General features: G+C 66.0%; 8 protein-coding genes and 1 pseudogene. 6 read left to right on the top strand and 3 right to left on the bottom strand.

Annotated features, from left to right (window positions below; all coding sequences use genetic code 11):
• Window positions 1-122: 122 nt before the first annotated feature.
• Complete coding sequence (locus OXS49_RS22800) at window positions 123-506, bottom strand: hypothetical protein (RefSeq protein WP_267426886.1); 384 nt, start codon at window positions 504-506, stop codon at window positions 123-125.
• Between the two features lie 372 nt (window positions 507-878).
• Here OXS49_RS22800 and OXS49_RS22805 point away from each other — a divergent pair.
• Window positions 879-1,469 (top strand): annotated as a pseudogene (locus OXS49_RS22805) (ISL3 family transposase); the annotation flags it as partial.
• A gap of 193 nt (window positions 1,470-1,662) precedes the next feature.
• On the opposite strand, the gene OXS49_RS22810 reads toward OXS49_RS22805, so the two are convergent.
• On the bottom strand, window positions 1,663-2,997 hold the full coding sequence (locus OXS49_RS22810; RefSeq protein ID WP_267426887.1) for an IS1182 family transposase: 1,335 nt from the start codon (window positions 2,995-2,997) through the stop codon (window positions 1,663-1,665).
• A gap of 115 nt (window positions 2,998-3,112) precedes the next feature.
• On the opposite strand from OXS49_RS22810, the gene OXS49_RS22815 reads away from it, so the two are divergent.
• Window positions 3,113-4,183, top strand: coding sequence for an IS630 family transposase (locus OXS49_RS22815; RefSeq protein WP_267426888.1), 1,071 nt, complete (start codon window positions 3,113-3,115; stop codon window positions 4,181-4,183).
• Between the two features lie 854 nt (window positions 4,184-5,037).
• Here OXS49_RS22815 and OXS49_RS22820 read toward each other — a convergent pair.
• Complete coding sequence (locus OXS49_RS22820) at window positions 5,038-5,415, bottom strand: response regulator (protein ID WP_267426889.1); 378 nt, start codon at window positions 5,413-5,415, stop codon at window positions 5,038-5,040.
• A 765-nt stretch (window positions 5,416-6,180) separates the two neighbouring features.
• On the opposite strand from OXS49_RS22820, the gene OXS49_RS22825 reads away from it, so the two are divergent.
• The 4 genes from OXS49_RS22825 to bcsA all read left to right on the top strand — a co-directional run bounded on the left by OXS49_RS22825 (window position 6,181) and on the right by bcsA (window position 13,861).
• Window positions 6,181-9,405 carry an ATP-binding protein gene (locus OXS49_RS22825; RefSeq protein WP_267426890.1) on the top strand — a complete coding sequence of 1,075 codons (3,225 nt, stop codon included), beginning with the start codon at window positions 6,181-6,183 and terminating at the stop codon, window positions 9,403-9,405.
• Window positions 9,405-10,079 (top strand): response regulator transcription factor, encoded by a 675-nt coding sequence (locus OXS49_RS22830; protein WP_267426891.1) that lies wholly within the window; start codon window positions 9,405-9,407, stop codon window positions 10,077-10,079. Before OXS49_RS22825 ends, OXS49_RS22830 begins: the two co-directional genes overlap by 1 nt.
• Before the next feature lie 231 nt (window positions 10,080-10,310).
• Window positions 10,311-11,054, top strand: a complete 744-nt coding sequence (gene bcsS / locus OXS49_RS22835; RefSeq protein ID WP_244025073.1) for a cellulose biosynthesis protein BcsS — start codon at window positions 10,311-10,313, stop codon at window positions 11,052-11,054.
• The gene (gene bcsA, locus OXS49_RS22840) at window positions 11,054-13,861 is read left to right on the top strand and encodes a UDP-forming cellulose synthase catalytic subunit (protein ID WP_267426897.1); all 2,808 of its coding nucleotides are present in this window, start codon (window positions 11,054-11,056) and stop codon (window positions 13,859-13,861) included. Before bcsS ends, bcsA begins: the two co-directional genes overlap by 1 nt.
• Window positions 13,862-13,864: the final 3 nt, after the last annotated feature.

A 13,864-nucleotide genomic window follows, 5' to 3' on the forward strand; every position in this document is an offset into this window, starting at 1 on the left:
ATGAGCGGGCGGGACTGCGACGTCCGCTCTGATGCTTCTCCCGCTCGGAAGCGGATAGGCACAAATCCACTCGACGCGGTCAGCGCCGACGTCCGTTCACATCGGGACGCTCCAAGACTTGGCTATTGCGTCGATATCCAACGTTCTGCGGCATCGGCACTATCTTCAGGTCGCGTATTGAAGGCGATGGGCACACCCGGAGCATTCTCGCGCACGGCGTTGATAACCATCTCGAATTGATTGAGGTACCTTGAACTCATCCGAACGCCACCACCAATTACGATGCAATCATATTGAACGGACGTAAGCTGCTGCTCAATCGTTTCCGTAATCGATTCGTTTGGTCGGATCGCGCAGAAATCAGTCTGCCAGCCTTTGTCTCGCATCTGCTTTAAGCCAGCATCGATACCTGCAGCGATCTTTCCCGCATCGATGCCTGGGGGCAGCGTCGGATCGGAGTAATCGACGGCATCAGGCGCGTAGCCGATCAGCAAAACGTGAGGCATGCTAGATCTCCAACCCACATCAATGGCGATGCCGCTCTACGATAAACCAGCAAAGACCGAGCGGTCGAGAAAACCAGCTTGGCCGTAATGATGTTCGAGGGAGGTAAGTGGGCGCTTCGGTGGCGACCGCTTCTCCCCGATCTGGTCCCAAAGCGGACCATCGCAAATCCACCCATCTGAGACCTTCATGCGCGCAGTCAGCGGCGACCGATCCTGGCCGTAAGAAGCAGGTCCGCTCCGGAGAAGTGCCGCTGCAAAAGCGGACGGGCTCATACCGACCCATGTCAGCCGTACCGACAGCCGTCGGCGCTTCTTAAGAGCGTCCGTTCGCTGACCGTCCCGCAACTCCGGCTCGGGGTGAGAAGCCGTCTTCAGAACGCCATAGCGCTCTGGCGCGAGATCCGCGATCAGGGCTTTGCTGGAACTCATCGGCAGGTGCACCGCTAAGTCGCCGAGCGGCGCACGGTGCCGGCGCCGCGCACCGCCCACAAGTAGCTGTCGCGAACCGAAGCGACGAGCGCGGAGGCTCCCAAAGCAGAACCGATCGCCTCTCCGAAGCAACTGGCCTGGACCCTGGTTCAGCCGATCAAGACGGTGCCGCCCCGTGCCGCGGCCGACTTTGCTCGCATCCGGCACGACGCCGAAGCAGCACGCGTCGCCGATCTGGCGCGGTGGTTCACGATGTTGGTGCGCGCCTGTGGCCTAGATGGCGACCGACCGGTGGATGCGGCCGGCGAACTCGACAGATGGCTCCTCGAGACGCGCACCTGCGGCGTGGCGGCATTGAAGACCTTCGCGGCTGGCTTGGCGCTGGAGGGGCCGGCGGTTCGGGCGGCGCTTACGATGCCCTGGAGCAACGCGCAGGCCGAAGAGCAGATCACTCGGCTGAAGATGCTCAAGCGTGCCATGTACGGCCGCGCCAGCTTCGCACCCCTCCACCGCCGCGTGCTCCTCGCTGCCTAATCCACGCAAAGTGCGGGAGAACCGGGAAATCGGGTGAGGATCAGGAGAACCTGTCCCATAGCGCGTCCCTCCATGCGGCATCAGTCGTACCACCACACAGCGGGACCAAACATCTAGGAGCCCGTCCGAGTAACGAGTTCACGAGGTGGGATGAGCGTCGAAGTCTGGGCAGACGTGTGCGTCGGCTTTGGGCTCAGTGCCCGGCCTTCGCCAGTTTGAGGAGGTTGTGGGCGGTGCAGATCATCGCCCATTCGCCCCGGACTTGATCGAGGCCGCGGAGCAGGAACTGTCGGAAGCCCCGGGCCTGCTTGATCTGCTCGAACACGGGCTCGACCACTTGCTTCCTGAGGCGGTAGCGGCTGCGGCGGCCAGCCCGCTTCAGGCGCACAGCCATTGCGCTCATCAACGGCATCTTCGTCAGCCTTCTGCGGCCGGCCGCGTCCGCCTCGCCATGACGCGCCCGACCCGGAGCCAGGTAGGCGGTGATCCGCCGCTCCTGCAGCGCGACGAGGTTCGCTTCGTTGGCAAAGCCGGCATCGCCGGAGAGCTCTCGCGGCTTGCGCCCGAGATGAGCGTGGACGTCGTCCACGAGCGGCACGAGGGCGCGGGAGTCGGCCGAGTTGGTCACGAGGCGGTGCGCGACGATCACCTGATGCGCGGCATCGACGGCGATCTGCCCGTTGTAGCCCTGCACGAACCCGTCGCGGGTGGGCAGGATGCGGCTGTCCGGGTCGGTGAAGTTGCGCTGTGCCCGGTCGGGCGGACCGCCGTCCTCACCGCGCAGAGGCCGCCCCTGCCAACGCATGCCCGAGGATGCACTCGGCCCACTCTCGTCCTCGGGGTTGGGCGGGTCGACCGCTTCCGCCTCCAGCGCAGCCTTGGCGGCACGGATCGTCTCCAGCCGTCGCTGCTTGTCGGCCATCCAGTCCGGCGTCTCGTCCCCACGACGGGTCGCACCCTGCGCCTCATCCTCGGCCACGTCCGCCTCGCGCGCCTGCTCTAGCCAGGCGTCGACCTCGGCGGCCAGCGCCGGCTCGGCCGTCTTCATGCGTCCGTAGCTCATCGCCTTGTGGCGGGAGGCGTCGGCCTTCACCTTGGTCCCGTCCACCGCCACGTGGGCGAACTGGACCAAACCAGCCGCCCGGCACAGGCGCAGCACCTGCACGAACAGGTCGGACAGGGCCACGAGGTGGCGCTTGCGGAAGTCGGCGATGGTTCGGAAGTCCGGCCGGTTCAGCCCGGTCACCGCCATGACGTCGACCCGCTCCTCGCAGGCCCGGGCGAGCTGACGCGAGGAGTACAGGCCGCGGCTGTAGCCGTAGAGCAGGAGCGCCACCATCATGCCCGGATGGTAGGGCGGGTAGCCGCGCTCTTCGCTGTAGGTGTCGAGGATGGCCGAAAGATCGAGCGCTTCCCGCACCGTGTCGCGGACGAAGTGCGCCATGTGCCCGGGCGGCACGAACTCATGCAGCGAGGGCGGCAGCAGCCAGCCCTGATCCACATCCCAGGAGCGAAACACCTTGGCCATGAGCCGAGTGAATCACCCCCAGGCCCCGCCGTCGAAAGGTTTACTCGGACGGGCTCCTAGTGCAGTGACGCGGACATAGGATTCACGCAGGCGGTGAGGCGTGCGAGTCTGGGCCATGGCTCAGACGGTATGCGTTCTGCTCGATACGAGCGACGCGGCACGGCTGGTTGCGATCGCCAGCGACCGCTCTCGCCCGCTCAAGCACACCCAGCGCGCCCGCATCGTCTTGCTCTCGGCCGAGCGCCTGAGTGTCCAGGACGTCGCCCGGCGGGCGGGCGTCAGCCGCCCGGCCGTGTGGCGCTGGCAGCGGCGCTACGCCGAGGCTGGCGTCGAAGGTCTGCTGCGCGACAAGACGCGTCCGCCCGGCACGCCGCCCCATTCGACCGAGACGGTGGCCGAGGTCCTGGCGCTGACCTGCTCGGAACCGCCCGGCGAGGTCACCCACTGGACCGGACGTGCCGTGGCACGGGCTGTCGGGATCTCGTTGCGGGCCGTGCAACGGATCTGGGACGCTCACCGCCTTCAGCCACATCGGCTGCGCACGTTCAAGCGCTCGCGCGATCCTGCCTTCGCCGCCAAGGTCGAGGACGTGGTCGGCCTCTACATGGATCCACCCGCCCACGCGGTAGTGCTGTCCATCGACGAGAAGAGCCAGATCCAGGCGCTGGAGCGGACCCGCCCGGACCGTCCGCTCGCCCCCGGCCATCCCGCCGCCCAGACCCACGACTATACCCGTCACGGCACCACGACGCTGTTTGCCGCCCTCGACGTCCTGGCGGGCACCGTGCTCGGCCGCTGCATGCAGCGCCACCGGAACGGTGAGTTCATCCGGTTCCTCAACGCCGTCGAGGCCACCGTCCCGCCCGGCAAGGCGATCCACGCGATCCTCGACAACGTCGCGACCCACAAACATCCGAAGGTGCGCGCCTGGCTCGCCCGGCACCCGCGCTGGACGTTCCACTTCACCCCGACCTCGGCCTCGTGGCTCAACGCGGTCGAGGGCTTCTTCTCAGCGCTGACCCGGCGTCGGCTGCGGCGAGGCTCCTTCACCGGCGTTGTCGATCTACAGGCGGCGATCAAACGCTACATCGCCGAGCACAACCGACGCGCCAGACCTTTCGTCTGGACCAAACCCGCCACCGACATCATCGCAGCCGTCAGCCGATCCCCTGAACCATCCGTCTGAGTCACTGCACTAGGGGCGACGTTAGGTCACCCCGGCCGTCGCATAGATCGATCGGAAGCGCACGGCGCAGGACCGACGCGCCGGTGCCTTGATGCGCTGGTGCTGGATCAATGCAGGCCTGCCGCCTCGGGACGATGCACCACCATTCTTTTCACGAGCAGCACTTACGTGTTCACGTCGAGAACCCGCGTGCCCACGATTGTTGCTGAGCCAGTGGAGCCGGTGCTGCCGTACCCCGATCTGGAGACCTGCGTACTCTGCAGGTTCTTGATAAACGCCGCTAACACGGCACCAGAGTCTTGCACGCCTCCTGCGCCTTGCGAAGATAAGTCGGCTGTTGAGGGCTCCGCTTTTGTTGGTCCTTTGGGTTGCGGGACAGTCTCAGGCGTTGTCGCGACAGCGCTGGAGTCGTCCGAGGCAGTGGAACCTTGATTCAGGACCCTCTTGAGCACATCGCCTTGCGAGTCTGTCAGCTTTCCGGATGAAACCTGCGCATCGATGAGCGAACCGAGACGGTCCTGGACCTGCGAGACATCGAGTTCGGTAGAGGCAGCGGAACCGACGTTGCTAGTTTGAACCGACGCGAGCTTAAGACCCGCTCCAGCCGTGTCCGCCGGTAGAGCCTTGGCGCCGTTGGTGTTCGTACCTGGTGCGTCCGACCTGGCTTCACGATCACGGAAGTACTGCAGGAGCGCCGCTGTGGAGCTGGAGACTGAGGTCATAAAGGGCCCGCCGATACGCACGAGGCTACCGACAAGCATTAATGGACCGGCAAGGTTAACGCTCGCTTGTTTGCGAGTGCCGCAGATCCGCCTTTTACATGCGGCTTCTAACCTGTTGCGAAAACGTGAGGGTCACTGAGCCATCATCCGGCTGATCGCAGCGAGCACCTTCGCCTCGCCGTAGGGCTTCGGCACGAAACAAGCATTCCTCGGCACGTCACCAGGCAGAGGCTTCACCTTGCCCGATGTCATGACAATGCTGATGCCTGGCCAGCCCAAGTTCACGCAGGCCGCCAACTTGATACCATCGATGCCCATCGGCATGTCGATGTCGGTCAGGATCACACGGATTCCCGGGACCCGCATAAGCTCCTGAACAGCAGACGAGCCACTATCTGCTTCCACCACCTCATACCCGGCGCTATCAAGCATGGCCACGGCTGCCATGCGGGTGACAGCATCGTCTTCGACAACAAGGACCAACGGTTTGCCGCCCAGTGCCCTGCCCATGGTGCTGCCCCCGAGATTTCTTGATTAGTCTGAAACTCCCGCAGTCGACGGCTGCCGCTTACAACCAGTAGGTGTGTGAGTTGCTAATGTCGAGTTAACGGGCCACAAATTCAAACTAACTACAACTAGCAAAGGTCAGCTAACATATCCTCTACGTCAACGTGTCCGGATGTCGAGATGGATCGAGGTTGTAGGACGCCCTTGCTAAGGGCCAGTCAGCATGCGCTTCAAAGCGAACCAAGATCCAGTGCGCCGGGGCCCTGGTTGAGGTTCCGAGAGTCCATGGCGCCATGGCACGCTGAACAACGCCTCGGCGAAAGCGTTTAGCGCCTCGACGACATCGACCTGCCGCCACGCGCCGCTCAAGCGGGGCTCTCACTTTCCTGCACGGAGCGACGGCGGAGAACCAAACTTATGTACCCCAAAACACAATGATTTAGGTTATTTAGGCCGTGTATGCGTATCTTTCCTGATGTGACTTGAGCGCAGCTTTTGTATGTGCGTCGGTGGATGCGGCGCGCGACCTAAGTCAGGACGCCTGATATAGCTGGGGTCTAAGCGGCTCCCCCGATTGGATTGCATCCATCCACACAGGTGAAGGTTCGTGCAAATTATCTACAGTATTGACAGCATGCGGAACCGTCTTCTCGTGGTCTATAGATTAATCAATTTCAACACCTGAGGCCACCGCTACCAAGACTGAACAATTCTATACACCCTTCGAACGGCGAGACCGTATGCATCTGCATCCGAGTCGATGCGGAGATGGACGCCGCGCTCGCTGGTCGCAACAACACGCACGCGCACGGTGCCGATCATCGCCACCTCAATCTCGAGTCGGGTGCCGGGATCAGCCACAAAGTCTTTCGGCACTATCATCAGAAGTCCACCCGTGCTCACATCGAGAATCGCCGTTCGATAGGCGCGCGCTGCATCTCGGACCCGAGCCGAGAGGGTCACCAAGAATCGGGGCGCTTCGCGCCGGTCACCGCCATCGCACATGTCGTTATTGTGATCCGGGCAAATTCAATTCGACACTGGCAGTCTGAAGATGATCCCTTAGAAATCTTCATAGCCCGCATTAGGGTAAAGAGACGGTTAACCTTCCGAGACGAGACTGCGCGCACTTTTGTAACCCAGCGCCCGCGCCGTATCGCAGCCGATGACCGCAGATCAGGCCTTTTCTCATCCCGCTTGCACCTCAACCTGCCAACGCCCGTGGAGCGCCACTGGTCGCCGGGCCTTTCGGCGATGACCGACCCGCGCCACGTGTCGCCCGGCTCTAAGGCTGAGGCGCTGCGCCAGGTCGTTGACGCCGTCGCCGGGCTGATCCTGCGCCTCGATCCTGCGGGGCGGGTGACCTTCGCATCCGCGGGCGGGCAGGCATTCCTCGGCGAGGTAGCCACTTCCCTTGTAGGCCGGTTCTTGCACGAAGCTGTTCACCCGGAGGACGAGGCCGCCCTCGCTACTACCGCACAGCCGTGCGGCTCCGACACAGCTGTTGTCCGAATGCGCGATGCGGGCGCGCGCTGGGTCGCGACGGTGCTGGTCGTCCGGAACGTCTCCGGCACCGGTGACCGCATCGTCACTATCCGCGAGGCATCCGAGCATGAGCGGACTCATGCGGACCTGCGCGCGAGCCGCGACCATTACCGGGCGCTCGTAGATACGCTGCCGCAACTGGTCTGGATGGAACGCGCCGACACGGGCGAGACGGTCTACGTTAACCAAGCCTTCGAAACCTACTGTGGGCCGATTCCTACCACTCGCGCCGCCCGCACGGACCGGTTCCACCCTGACGACGCCGGCCAGATCGGCGACGCCTACGCCAAGGCGCGCGTGCACGGCCGGTTCTGCGAGGTCCAGGGTCGCGTCCGCGACCGGAACGGTCGCTTCCGCTGGCACCAGTTTGTGTTCCGGCCCCTGCACATGGGCAGCGACCTGATCGGCTGGCTCGGGTCTGCCCTCGACATCGACGAGGTCGTGAGTGCGCGGGAGGCGCTGGCGGAGAAGGGCGAACTCCTGCGCCTTGCTCAGGAAGCGGCGGGGGCCGGGCTGTTCGCCATCGACCTTGCGACTGGCGAGATGATCCTCTCGCCTGAAAGCGCATGCCGGCTCGGGTTGCCAGAGGATCGCCCTGCGGTGGTAGACGTCGCCGATTGGATGCGCCGGGTCGTCCCGGATGATCGCGCGGCGACCCTACGGGCGGTGCGGGAGGCCTCTTCGGGACGCAGGACCTTCGACGTCGCGTTTCGTGTCCCCATAGCTGGAGGCGATCGCCGATGGATCCAGGCGATCGGACGCCCACAACTCGACCGGGACGGCGTCGCGGTGCGAATCGTTGGCCTGACTCTCGACATCACCACCCGGAAGGACGGCGAGCGTGCGCTGATTGAGGCCAAGGCGGCGGCCGAGGCCGCACGGATCGAGGCAGAGTGCGCCAACGCAGCCAAGACAGAGTTCCTCTCCGCCATGAGCCACGAAATCCGCACGCCGCTCAATGCGGTGATTGGCTTCGCCGGTTTGCTAGCAGAATCCGAGCGTCTCGACGGCGATCTTAAACGTTACGCGGAGCTCGCCGCGACGGCAGGCTCGAACCTACGCACCATCGTCGACGACATCCTAGATTTCGCGTCCGTTGAGGCCGGCGCAGTTAGCCTGGACTCCGCGCCGTTCGCGGTTCGCCCACTGGTCGATGCCTGCGTAGGCATCGTCGGAACGTCAGCGGCTGCAAAGGGCCTCGACCTCGTCGTGCGGATCGATGACGTCGTTCCAAGCTCCCTCGCGGGTGATTCCGGGCGACTGCGGCAGATCCTCCTGAACCTCCTCAACAACGCCGTGAAGTTCACGCCTCGAGGCAGCGTCACCGTCAGCCTGCGCCATGAAGGGATGAGCCTGGCTGGCGACCTGATCCGATTCAGCGTGACGGACACGGGTATCGGCATCTCGCCTGACCGTCAGGAGCGGTTATTTCGGCGCTTCTCGCAGGCCGACAGCTCGATCCGTCGCGATTACGGCGGCACCGGTCTCGGCCTGGCGATCAGCCGCCGGCTTGTCGAGCTGATGGGCGGCACGATCGGCCTCGTATCGGAGGCGGGCAGAGGCTCGACCTTCTGGTTCACGCTTGCGCTACCCCTGGCGTCCGCCGTCGCTGCGGCCATCCCGTCCCGTTCGTCGCGTCGGGGCAAAGCCGGACGCATCCTCTTGGTGGAGGATGTGGAGATCAACCGCGAGTTGGCCTGCACCGTGCTCAGGGCTGCTGGCCACACCGTCGACTTCGCCACGGATGGTATCGACGCGGTGCGCGCCGTAGAGGCGGCCAACTACGACCTCGTGCTGATGGACGTCCAGATGCCACGCCTCGACGGCATGATGGCTACCCGACTGATTCGCTGCCTGCCAGGTTCAGTTGCCCAGGTACCTGTGGTCGCGCTGAGCGCCAATGTCCTGCCGGATCAGGTGGAGGCGTTCCGAGCTGCCGGGATGGATGATCACTTCGGTAAGCCGTTCCTGCCTCAGGAGCTCTGTGACGCGGTGGCACGATGGCTCGACAGGTCGGCCGGCGCAATTCTGGATGCAGAACCGACGCTCGACTGTGAGCGCTATGCGGACAACATGGCGCTGATCGCTCCAGACACGCTGGCCCGGCTGCTGGGACAATTCCAGGAACGCGCCGAGCATGCGTTCGCGAATTCCGACGCAGGCTTCAACGCAGATCCTACTCGCGCTGCTGCGCTTGAGCCGCCTGGTACAACGGCCGAGCGTGCGGTCCTGCGTGCGGAGGCGCACGCCCTGGCAGCGGCAAGCGGCCTTCTGGGCTTCATGCCGCTCAGCCGAGCCTGCTTGGCCCTGGAGCGGGCGACCGAGGACGTTGCGTTCGACGAGCTCTTGGTCAGAACCCAGGCCCTCGCTGTCGCGGCCGCTGCCGAGACGCGGGCGATGCTGGCGTGCGGCCTTGACCCGGCCCGGACCGCGTCGGGAGCGCGGTGATGGCGACGGCAGAACCGGATGGAGTGACCTGTGGCCGCGTCGCGATCCTGGCGGACGACGATGAGTTCTTCCGCCTCGCCATGACCTCCCTGCTCACCCGGCAGCTCGGCTTCGCCCGGGTGATTGAGACCGCAAGTTTGGACGAGGCGATCGCCGCTCTATCCGGGACACCTGAGACGGCACTGGCCCTGTTCGACTTACAGATGCCTGGCATGGCGGGTGCAGGCTCGGTGGCGGCCGTGCGCGAGTGCTATCCCGCGGTCAAGGCCGCCATCGTCTCGGCCTCCAACGCACGTGCCGATGTGCTGACCGCGCTGGCTGCCGGCTGCCACGGCTACGTGCCCAAGACGCTGGGTACCGCGGAGGTGCTGCGCGCCGTCTCGGCTATCCTCGACGGGGCGATCTACGTGCCTCCCTTCATGGCCGAGCCACCGCCCAGCGCGTCCGCGCCGCCTGCCGGCGAGGTGGTGCTGACCCGCCGTCAACGGGAGGTGCTGGAACTCATCGTGGCCGGCCGATCCAACAAGGAGATCGCCCGGAGCCTCGATCTCGGTGAGGGCACCGTGAAGGTGCACGTGGCGGCGCTCCTGCGCACCCTCGGCGTTGCCAACCGGGCGGCTGCCGCGGCGGCCGGTTTACGGATCCTCGCGGCCGGACTAGGCCAGTCGGCCTAGTCTCAAATCGCCCATCCACAGGCTGCGCGTGCAAGCATGGTCCGCACGGATGTACGCCAGTGCTTCAAGGGCGGAGCGAGATCTCGGACCTCGTCTTTCGAAGACTACATGTTTAGGCGCCTATAGCGGCTTAGTCCATCTTTTCTCTGCATCCTAACCGCTTCAGCAAGGACCGATTAAGGCTGCTGGCCGGATCCTAAAGGCGTCCTGCAAGTCACGTAGTGTATCGATATGCACCGTAGCCTCATCGGGTGCGCCGCGGCCCTGGCCACGGCGGGTTGCCCCGTCGCCCAGGCCGCCGACTGGTATACAGGGGCCGAGCCGCCGTCCGGCCCCGACGCCTGGATCGTGGCCGTCGACACCTCGGCCTCCATCGCGTCGCAAGGGTCGCAATTCGCCAGCGCCACCGTGACGGCAGCGCCCGCAGGGGACCTGCTCACCAGCGGTATCCGCGTGCGGGTCGATGGCCTGATCGGCTCATACCGGGCTGAGAGCCCCGGCGCGGCCCACGCCGTCGGCCAGCAGACCGATGTCGCCGCGATGGCCGGCTACGCGCTCGTCGGTCCAGACAGCGTGCTCACCGGCTTCGTTGGGCTGAACGCCCGCCACGACGAGGTCGCTCAGTCCGGGGCGAGCGAGACCACCACGCACACCGGCGTCGGCCTGAAGACGGCCCTGGACTACTATGCCCGGCCGACCGCCTTCACGATGTTCCAGGCGACCGGCTCCTACGCCACGACGTTCAACGCCTATTACGGCCGCGTTCGCTTTGGCATCGCGGCGCTCGCCGGCGGGTATGTCGGGCCGGAATTCACCGCGCTCGGTGACGACTACTACCGGCAATGGCGGGTCGGTGGCCACCTTAGTGGCATGCAGATCGGTGCGGTGCAGCTCGGACTGTCGGCCGGCTACGTCTACGACCACGTCCGCAAGGGCGGTCTCTACACCTCCCTCGATCTGCGGACGGGCTTCTGATGGGCACCACGACGCTGGACAGCCTGGTGACGGGGGACGTCGTGACCGTCGGGACGGCGGCCTCCGCCAGGGCCGCGCGACCGCGCATCCTGATGGGGCTGCTCTGGGCGACCTGGGCGCTGTGCGCCGCGCTCGCCCTCGGATTTCTGGTGCAGCCTGTCGGCCCGACAGCTCAGCTCGCGCTGTGCGGCGCGGCCGGCGCTGGCATGGTCGTACTCTGGCTGCTGTTTCCGCGCCGGGGCCTTGCTCGGATGTTGTTCCTGGCGCTCGGCACGACCGTGGTCATCCGCTACGTCTACTGGCGGCTCACCGGCACGCTGCCGGCGCTCGACGATCCCGTCAGCTTTGGGCTCGGCGTCGTGCTGGCACTCGCCGAGCTCTACTGTGTGCTGATCCTTACGGTCAGCCTGATCATCAACGTCGAGCCGCTGGCCCGTGGCGCGGCGCCGACGCTGCCCGAGGCGGAACTCCCCACCGTCGACATCTTCATCCCCTCCTACAATGAGTCTGTGGAAATCCTGGGCGTTACCCTGGCGGCGGCGCGCAATCTCGACTACCCGGCCGGGCGCGCCTGCGTGTGGCTGCTCGACGACGGCGGCACCGATCAGAAATGCGCCGATGCCGACCCCGCCAGGGCCGAGACGGCCCGGTCGCGCCGGGCCGAGTTGCAGGCGCTCTGCGCCGCGCTGGGCGCCCGTTATCTCACCCGGGCGCGCAATGAGCACGCCAAGGCCGGCAATCTCAACAACGGGCTGACGCAGGCGCGCGCCGACCTCATCCTGGTGCTCGACGCCGACCACGCGCCGTTCCGGCCGTTCCTGCGCGAGACCGTCGGCCTGTTCGCGCAGGACCCCAAGCTGTTTCTGGTGCAGACGCCGCACGTCTTCATCAACCCGGACCCGCTGGAACGGAACCTGCGCACATTCACGAAGATGCCGTCCGAGAACGAGATGTTCTACGGCGTCACGCAGGCCGGCCTCGACAAATGGAACGGCTCGTTCTTCTGCGGCTCTGCGGCGCTGCTCAGGCGAGCCGCGCTCGACGCGGTCGGCGGCTTCTCGGGCATCACCATCACGGAGGATTGCGAGACCGCATTCGAACTCCACGCCCGCGGCTGGACCAGCGCCTATGTCGACCGGCCGCTGATCGCCGGCCTCCAGCCGGAGACCTTCGCGGACTTCATCGGCCAGCGGGCGCGCTGGTGCCAGGGCATGTTCCAGATCATGCTCCTGAAGAACCCGCTGCTGAAGCGCGGCCTCAAGCCGATCCAGAGGCTCTGCTACCTGTCCAGCATGACCTTCTGGTTCTTTCCGCTGCCGCGGCTGATCTTCATGCTGGCACCGCTTCTGCACATCTTCTTCGACGTGAAGATCTTCGTCTCGTCGATCGATGAGGCGCTGGCCTTCACAGCGACCTACGTGGCCGCCAACATGATGATGCAGAATTACCTCTACGGCCGCGTGCGCTGGCCGTGGGTATCCGAACTCTACGAATACGTGCAGGGCGTCTATCTCGCCCGCTCAATTGTCTCGGTGATGCTGTCGCCGCGCAAGCCGAGCTTCAATGTCACCAACAAGGGCGTTGGCCTCGACCACGACCACCTGTCGAGCTTGGCATGGCCGTTCTTCGCGATCTTCGGCGCGCTGGTGGCGGGCTGCGCGACAGCCGCGTGGCGCTACCTCTTCGAGCCCGGGGTGACCAGCCTGATGCTTGTGGTCGGGCTCTGGTGCCTGTTCAACCTCGTGATCGCGGGCGCGGCGCTGGGCGTCGTGGCCGAGCGCCGGCAGCCGGAACGCAGCCATAGTCTGCCGGTGAAGCGGCGCGCCGTCGCGTCGGTCGGTGGCGCGGTGTTCGAGGTGATGGTAGAGCGGGCCTCAGCCGAGGGCTGCCGCCTGCACCGCTGCGACGGCTCGGCGTGGCCGGTCTCGGCCGGGGCGGGAAGCGTGGGCCGGATCGTCCTCGCCGAGGCGGCCTGCGGGCCCCTCACGTTCCGTCAGGGCAGCGGCCTGTCAGGCGAGACCTGGGACGTGACCTTCACGGATTCCGGCCCCGCCATGTTCCGCAGCCTCGCCGAGCTGATGTACGGCGACGTGTCAGCCCTGCGAGCGTTCCTCTCTGGCCGACACCGGCACGAGAACCTGCTCTCCGGAAGTCTGCGCTTCCTCGTCTGGGGCGTCACGGAGCCGGTGCGAGCCATCACGTACGCCGTCCGCGACCGCCGCAGCGTCCCGCCCGTCGCGCAACCGCTGACCGCTCCGGCTGTGGCCGTGCCGGACCGCCCGACCCCGACGGAGATTCCCTCCGCATCGGCAGGGTCAATCCGCGCGTATGCGGCGGAGGAGCCGTCAACGCTGATCGCTTCCCCGGTCGTCGCTCCGGCCATCGCCCCGGATGCCGCGCCCCTGGCCGCTACGCTCCCACCCCTGGCGACGGTGCCCGTGCCGCTGATCGTCCCGGCAAATGCGGAGACGCCCATCCAGGCGCGACGCGCGGCCCCGCCGGCTCAAGCGCTGGAGGCAGGCGCTTCCGTCGGCATGCCGCTCACGGACGCAGCCTGGAGACGCGCGGTCGCCGAACTCGCCGCCGCCGAGGCTCCCGCCGCGCTCACCGTCGCGACTCCGGCTGCAGCCTCCATCGGGGCCGCCGCCGAGACGCGGCTCGACCCTGCGGCCTGGCTCGCCGAAATCTTCGCCCTCGCCGGGGTCGAACGCGCCGAAGCCAATCGCGCGGACCTCGTCCGCGGGCCTGATTTTCGTGCGCTCGGCCGCGAGCCGGTCGCTCCCGCCACCATCCGCTCCGCCGCCTGAGAA

It is taken from the genome of Methylobacterium sp. GC_Met_2, from assembly GCF_026540795.1.
Taxonomy (GTDB): Bacteria; Pseudomonadota; Alphaproteobacteria; order Rhizobiales; family Beijerinckiaceae; genus Methylobacterium.

Bases quoted from the DNA above. Each gene is read 5' to 3' on its own strand.
- OXS49_RS22800 (WP_267426886.1), bottom strand. From the start codon at position 506: ATGCCTCACGTTTTGCTGATCGGCTACGCGCCTGATGCCGTCGATTAC.
- OXS49_RS22810 (WP_267426887.1), bottom strand. From the start codon at position 2,997: ATGGCCAAGGTGTTTCGCTCCTGGGATGTGGATCAGGGCTGGCTGCTG.
- OXS49_RS22815 (WP_267426888.1), top strand. From the start codon at position 3,113: ATGGCTCAGACGGTATGCGTTCTGCTCGATACGAGCGACGCGGCACGG.
- OXS49_RS22820 (WP_267426889.1), bottom strand. From the start codon at position 5,415: ATGGGCAGGGCACTGGGCGGCAAACCGTTGGTCCTTGTTGTCGAAGAC.
- OXS49_RS22825 (WP_267426890.1), top strand. From the start codon at position 6,181: ATGGACGCCGCGCTCGCTGGTCGCAACAACACGCACGCGCACGGTGCC.
- OXS49_RS22830 (WP_267426891.1), top strand. From the start codon at position 9,405: ATGGCGACGGCAGAACCGGATGGAGTGACCTGTGGCCGCGTCGCGATC.
- bcsS (WP_244025073.1), top strand. From the start codon at position 10,311: ATGCACCGTAGCCTCATCGGGTGCGCCGCGGCCCTGGCCACGGCGGGT.
- bcsA (WP_267426897.1), top strand. From the start codon at position 11,054: ATGGGCACCACGACGCTGGACAGCCTGGTGACGGGGGACGTCGTGACC.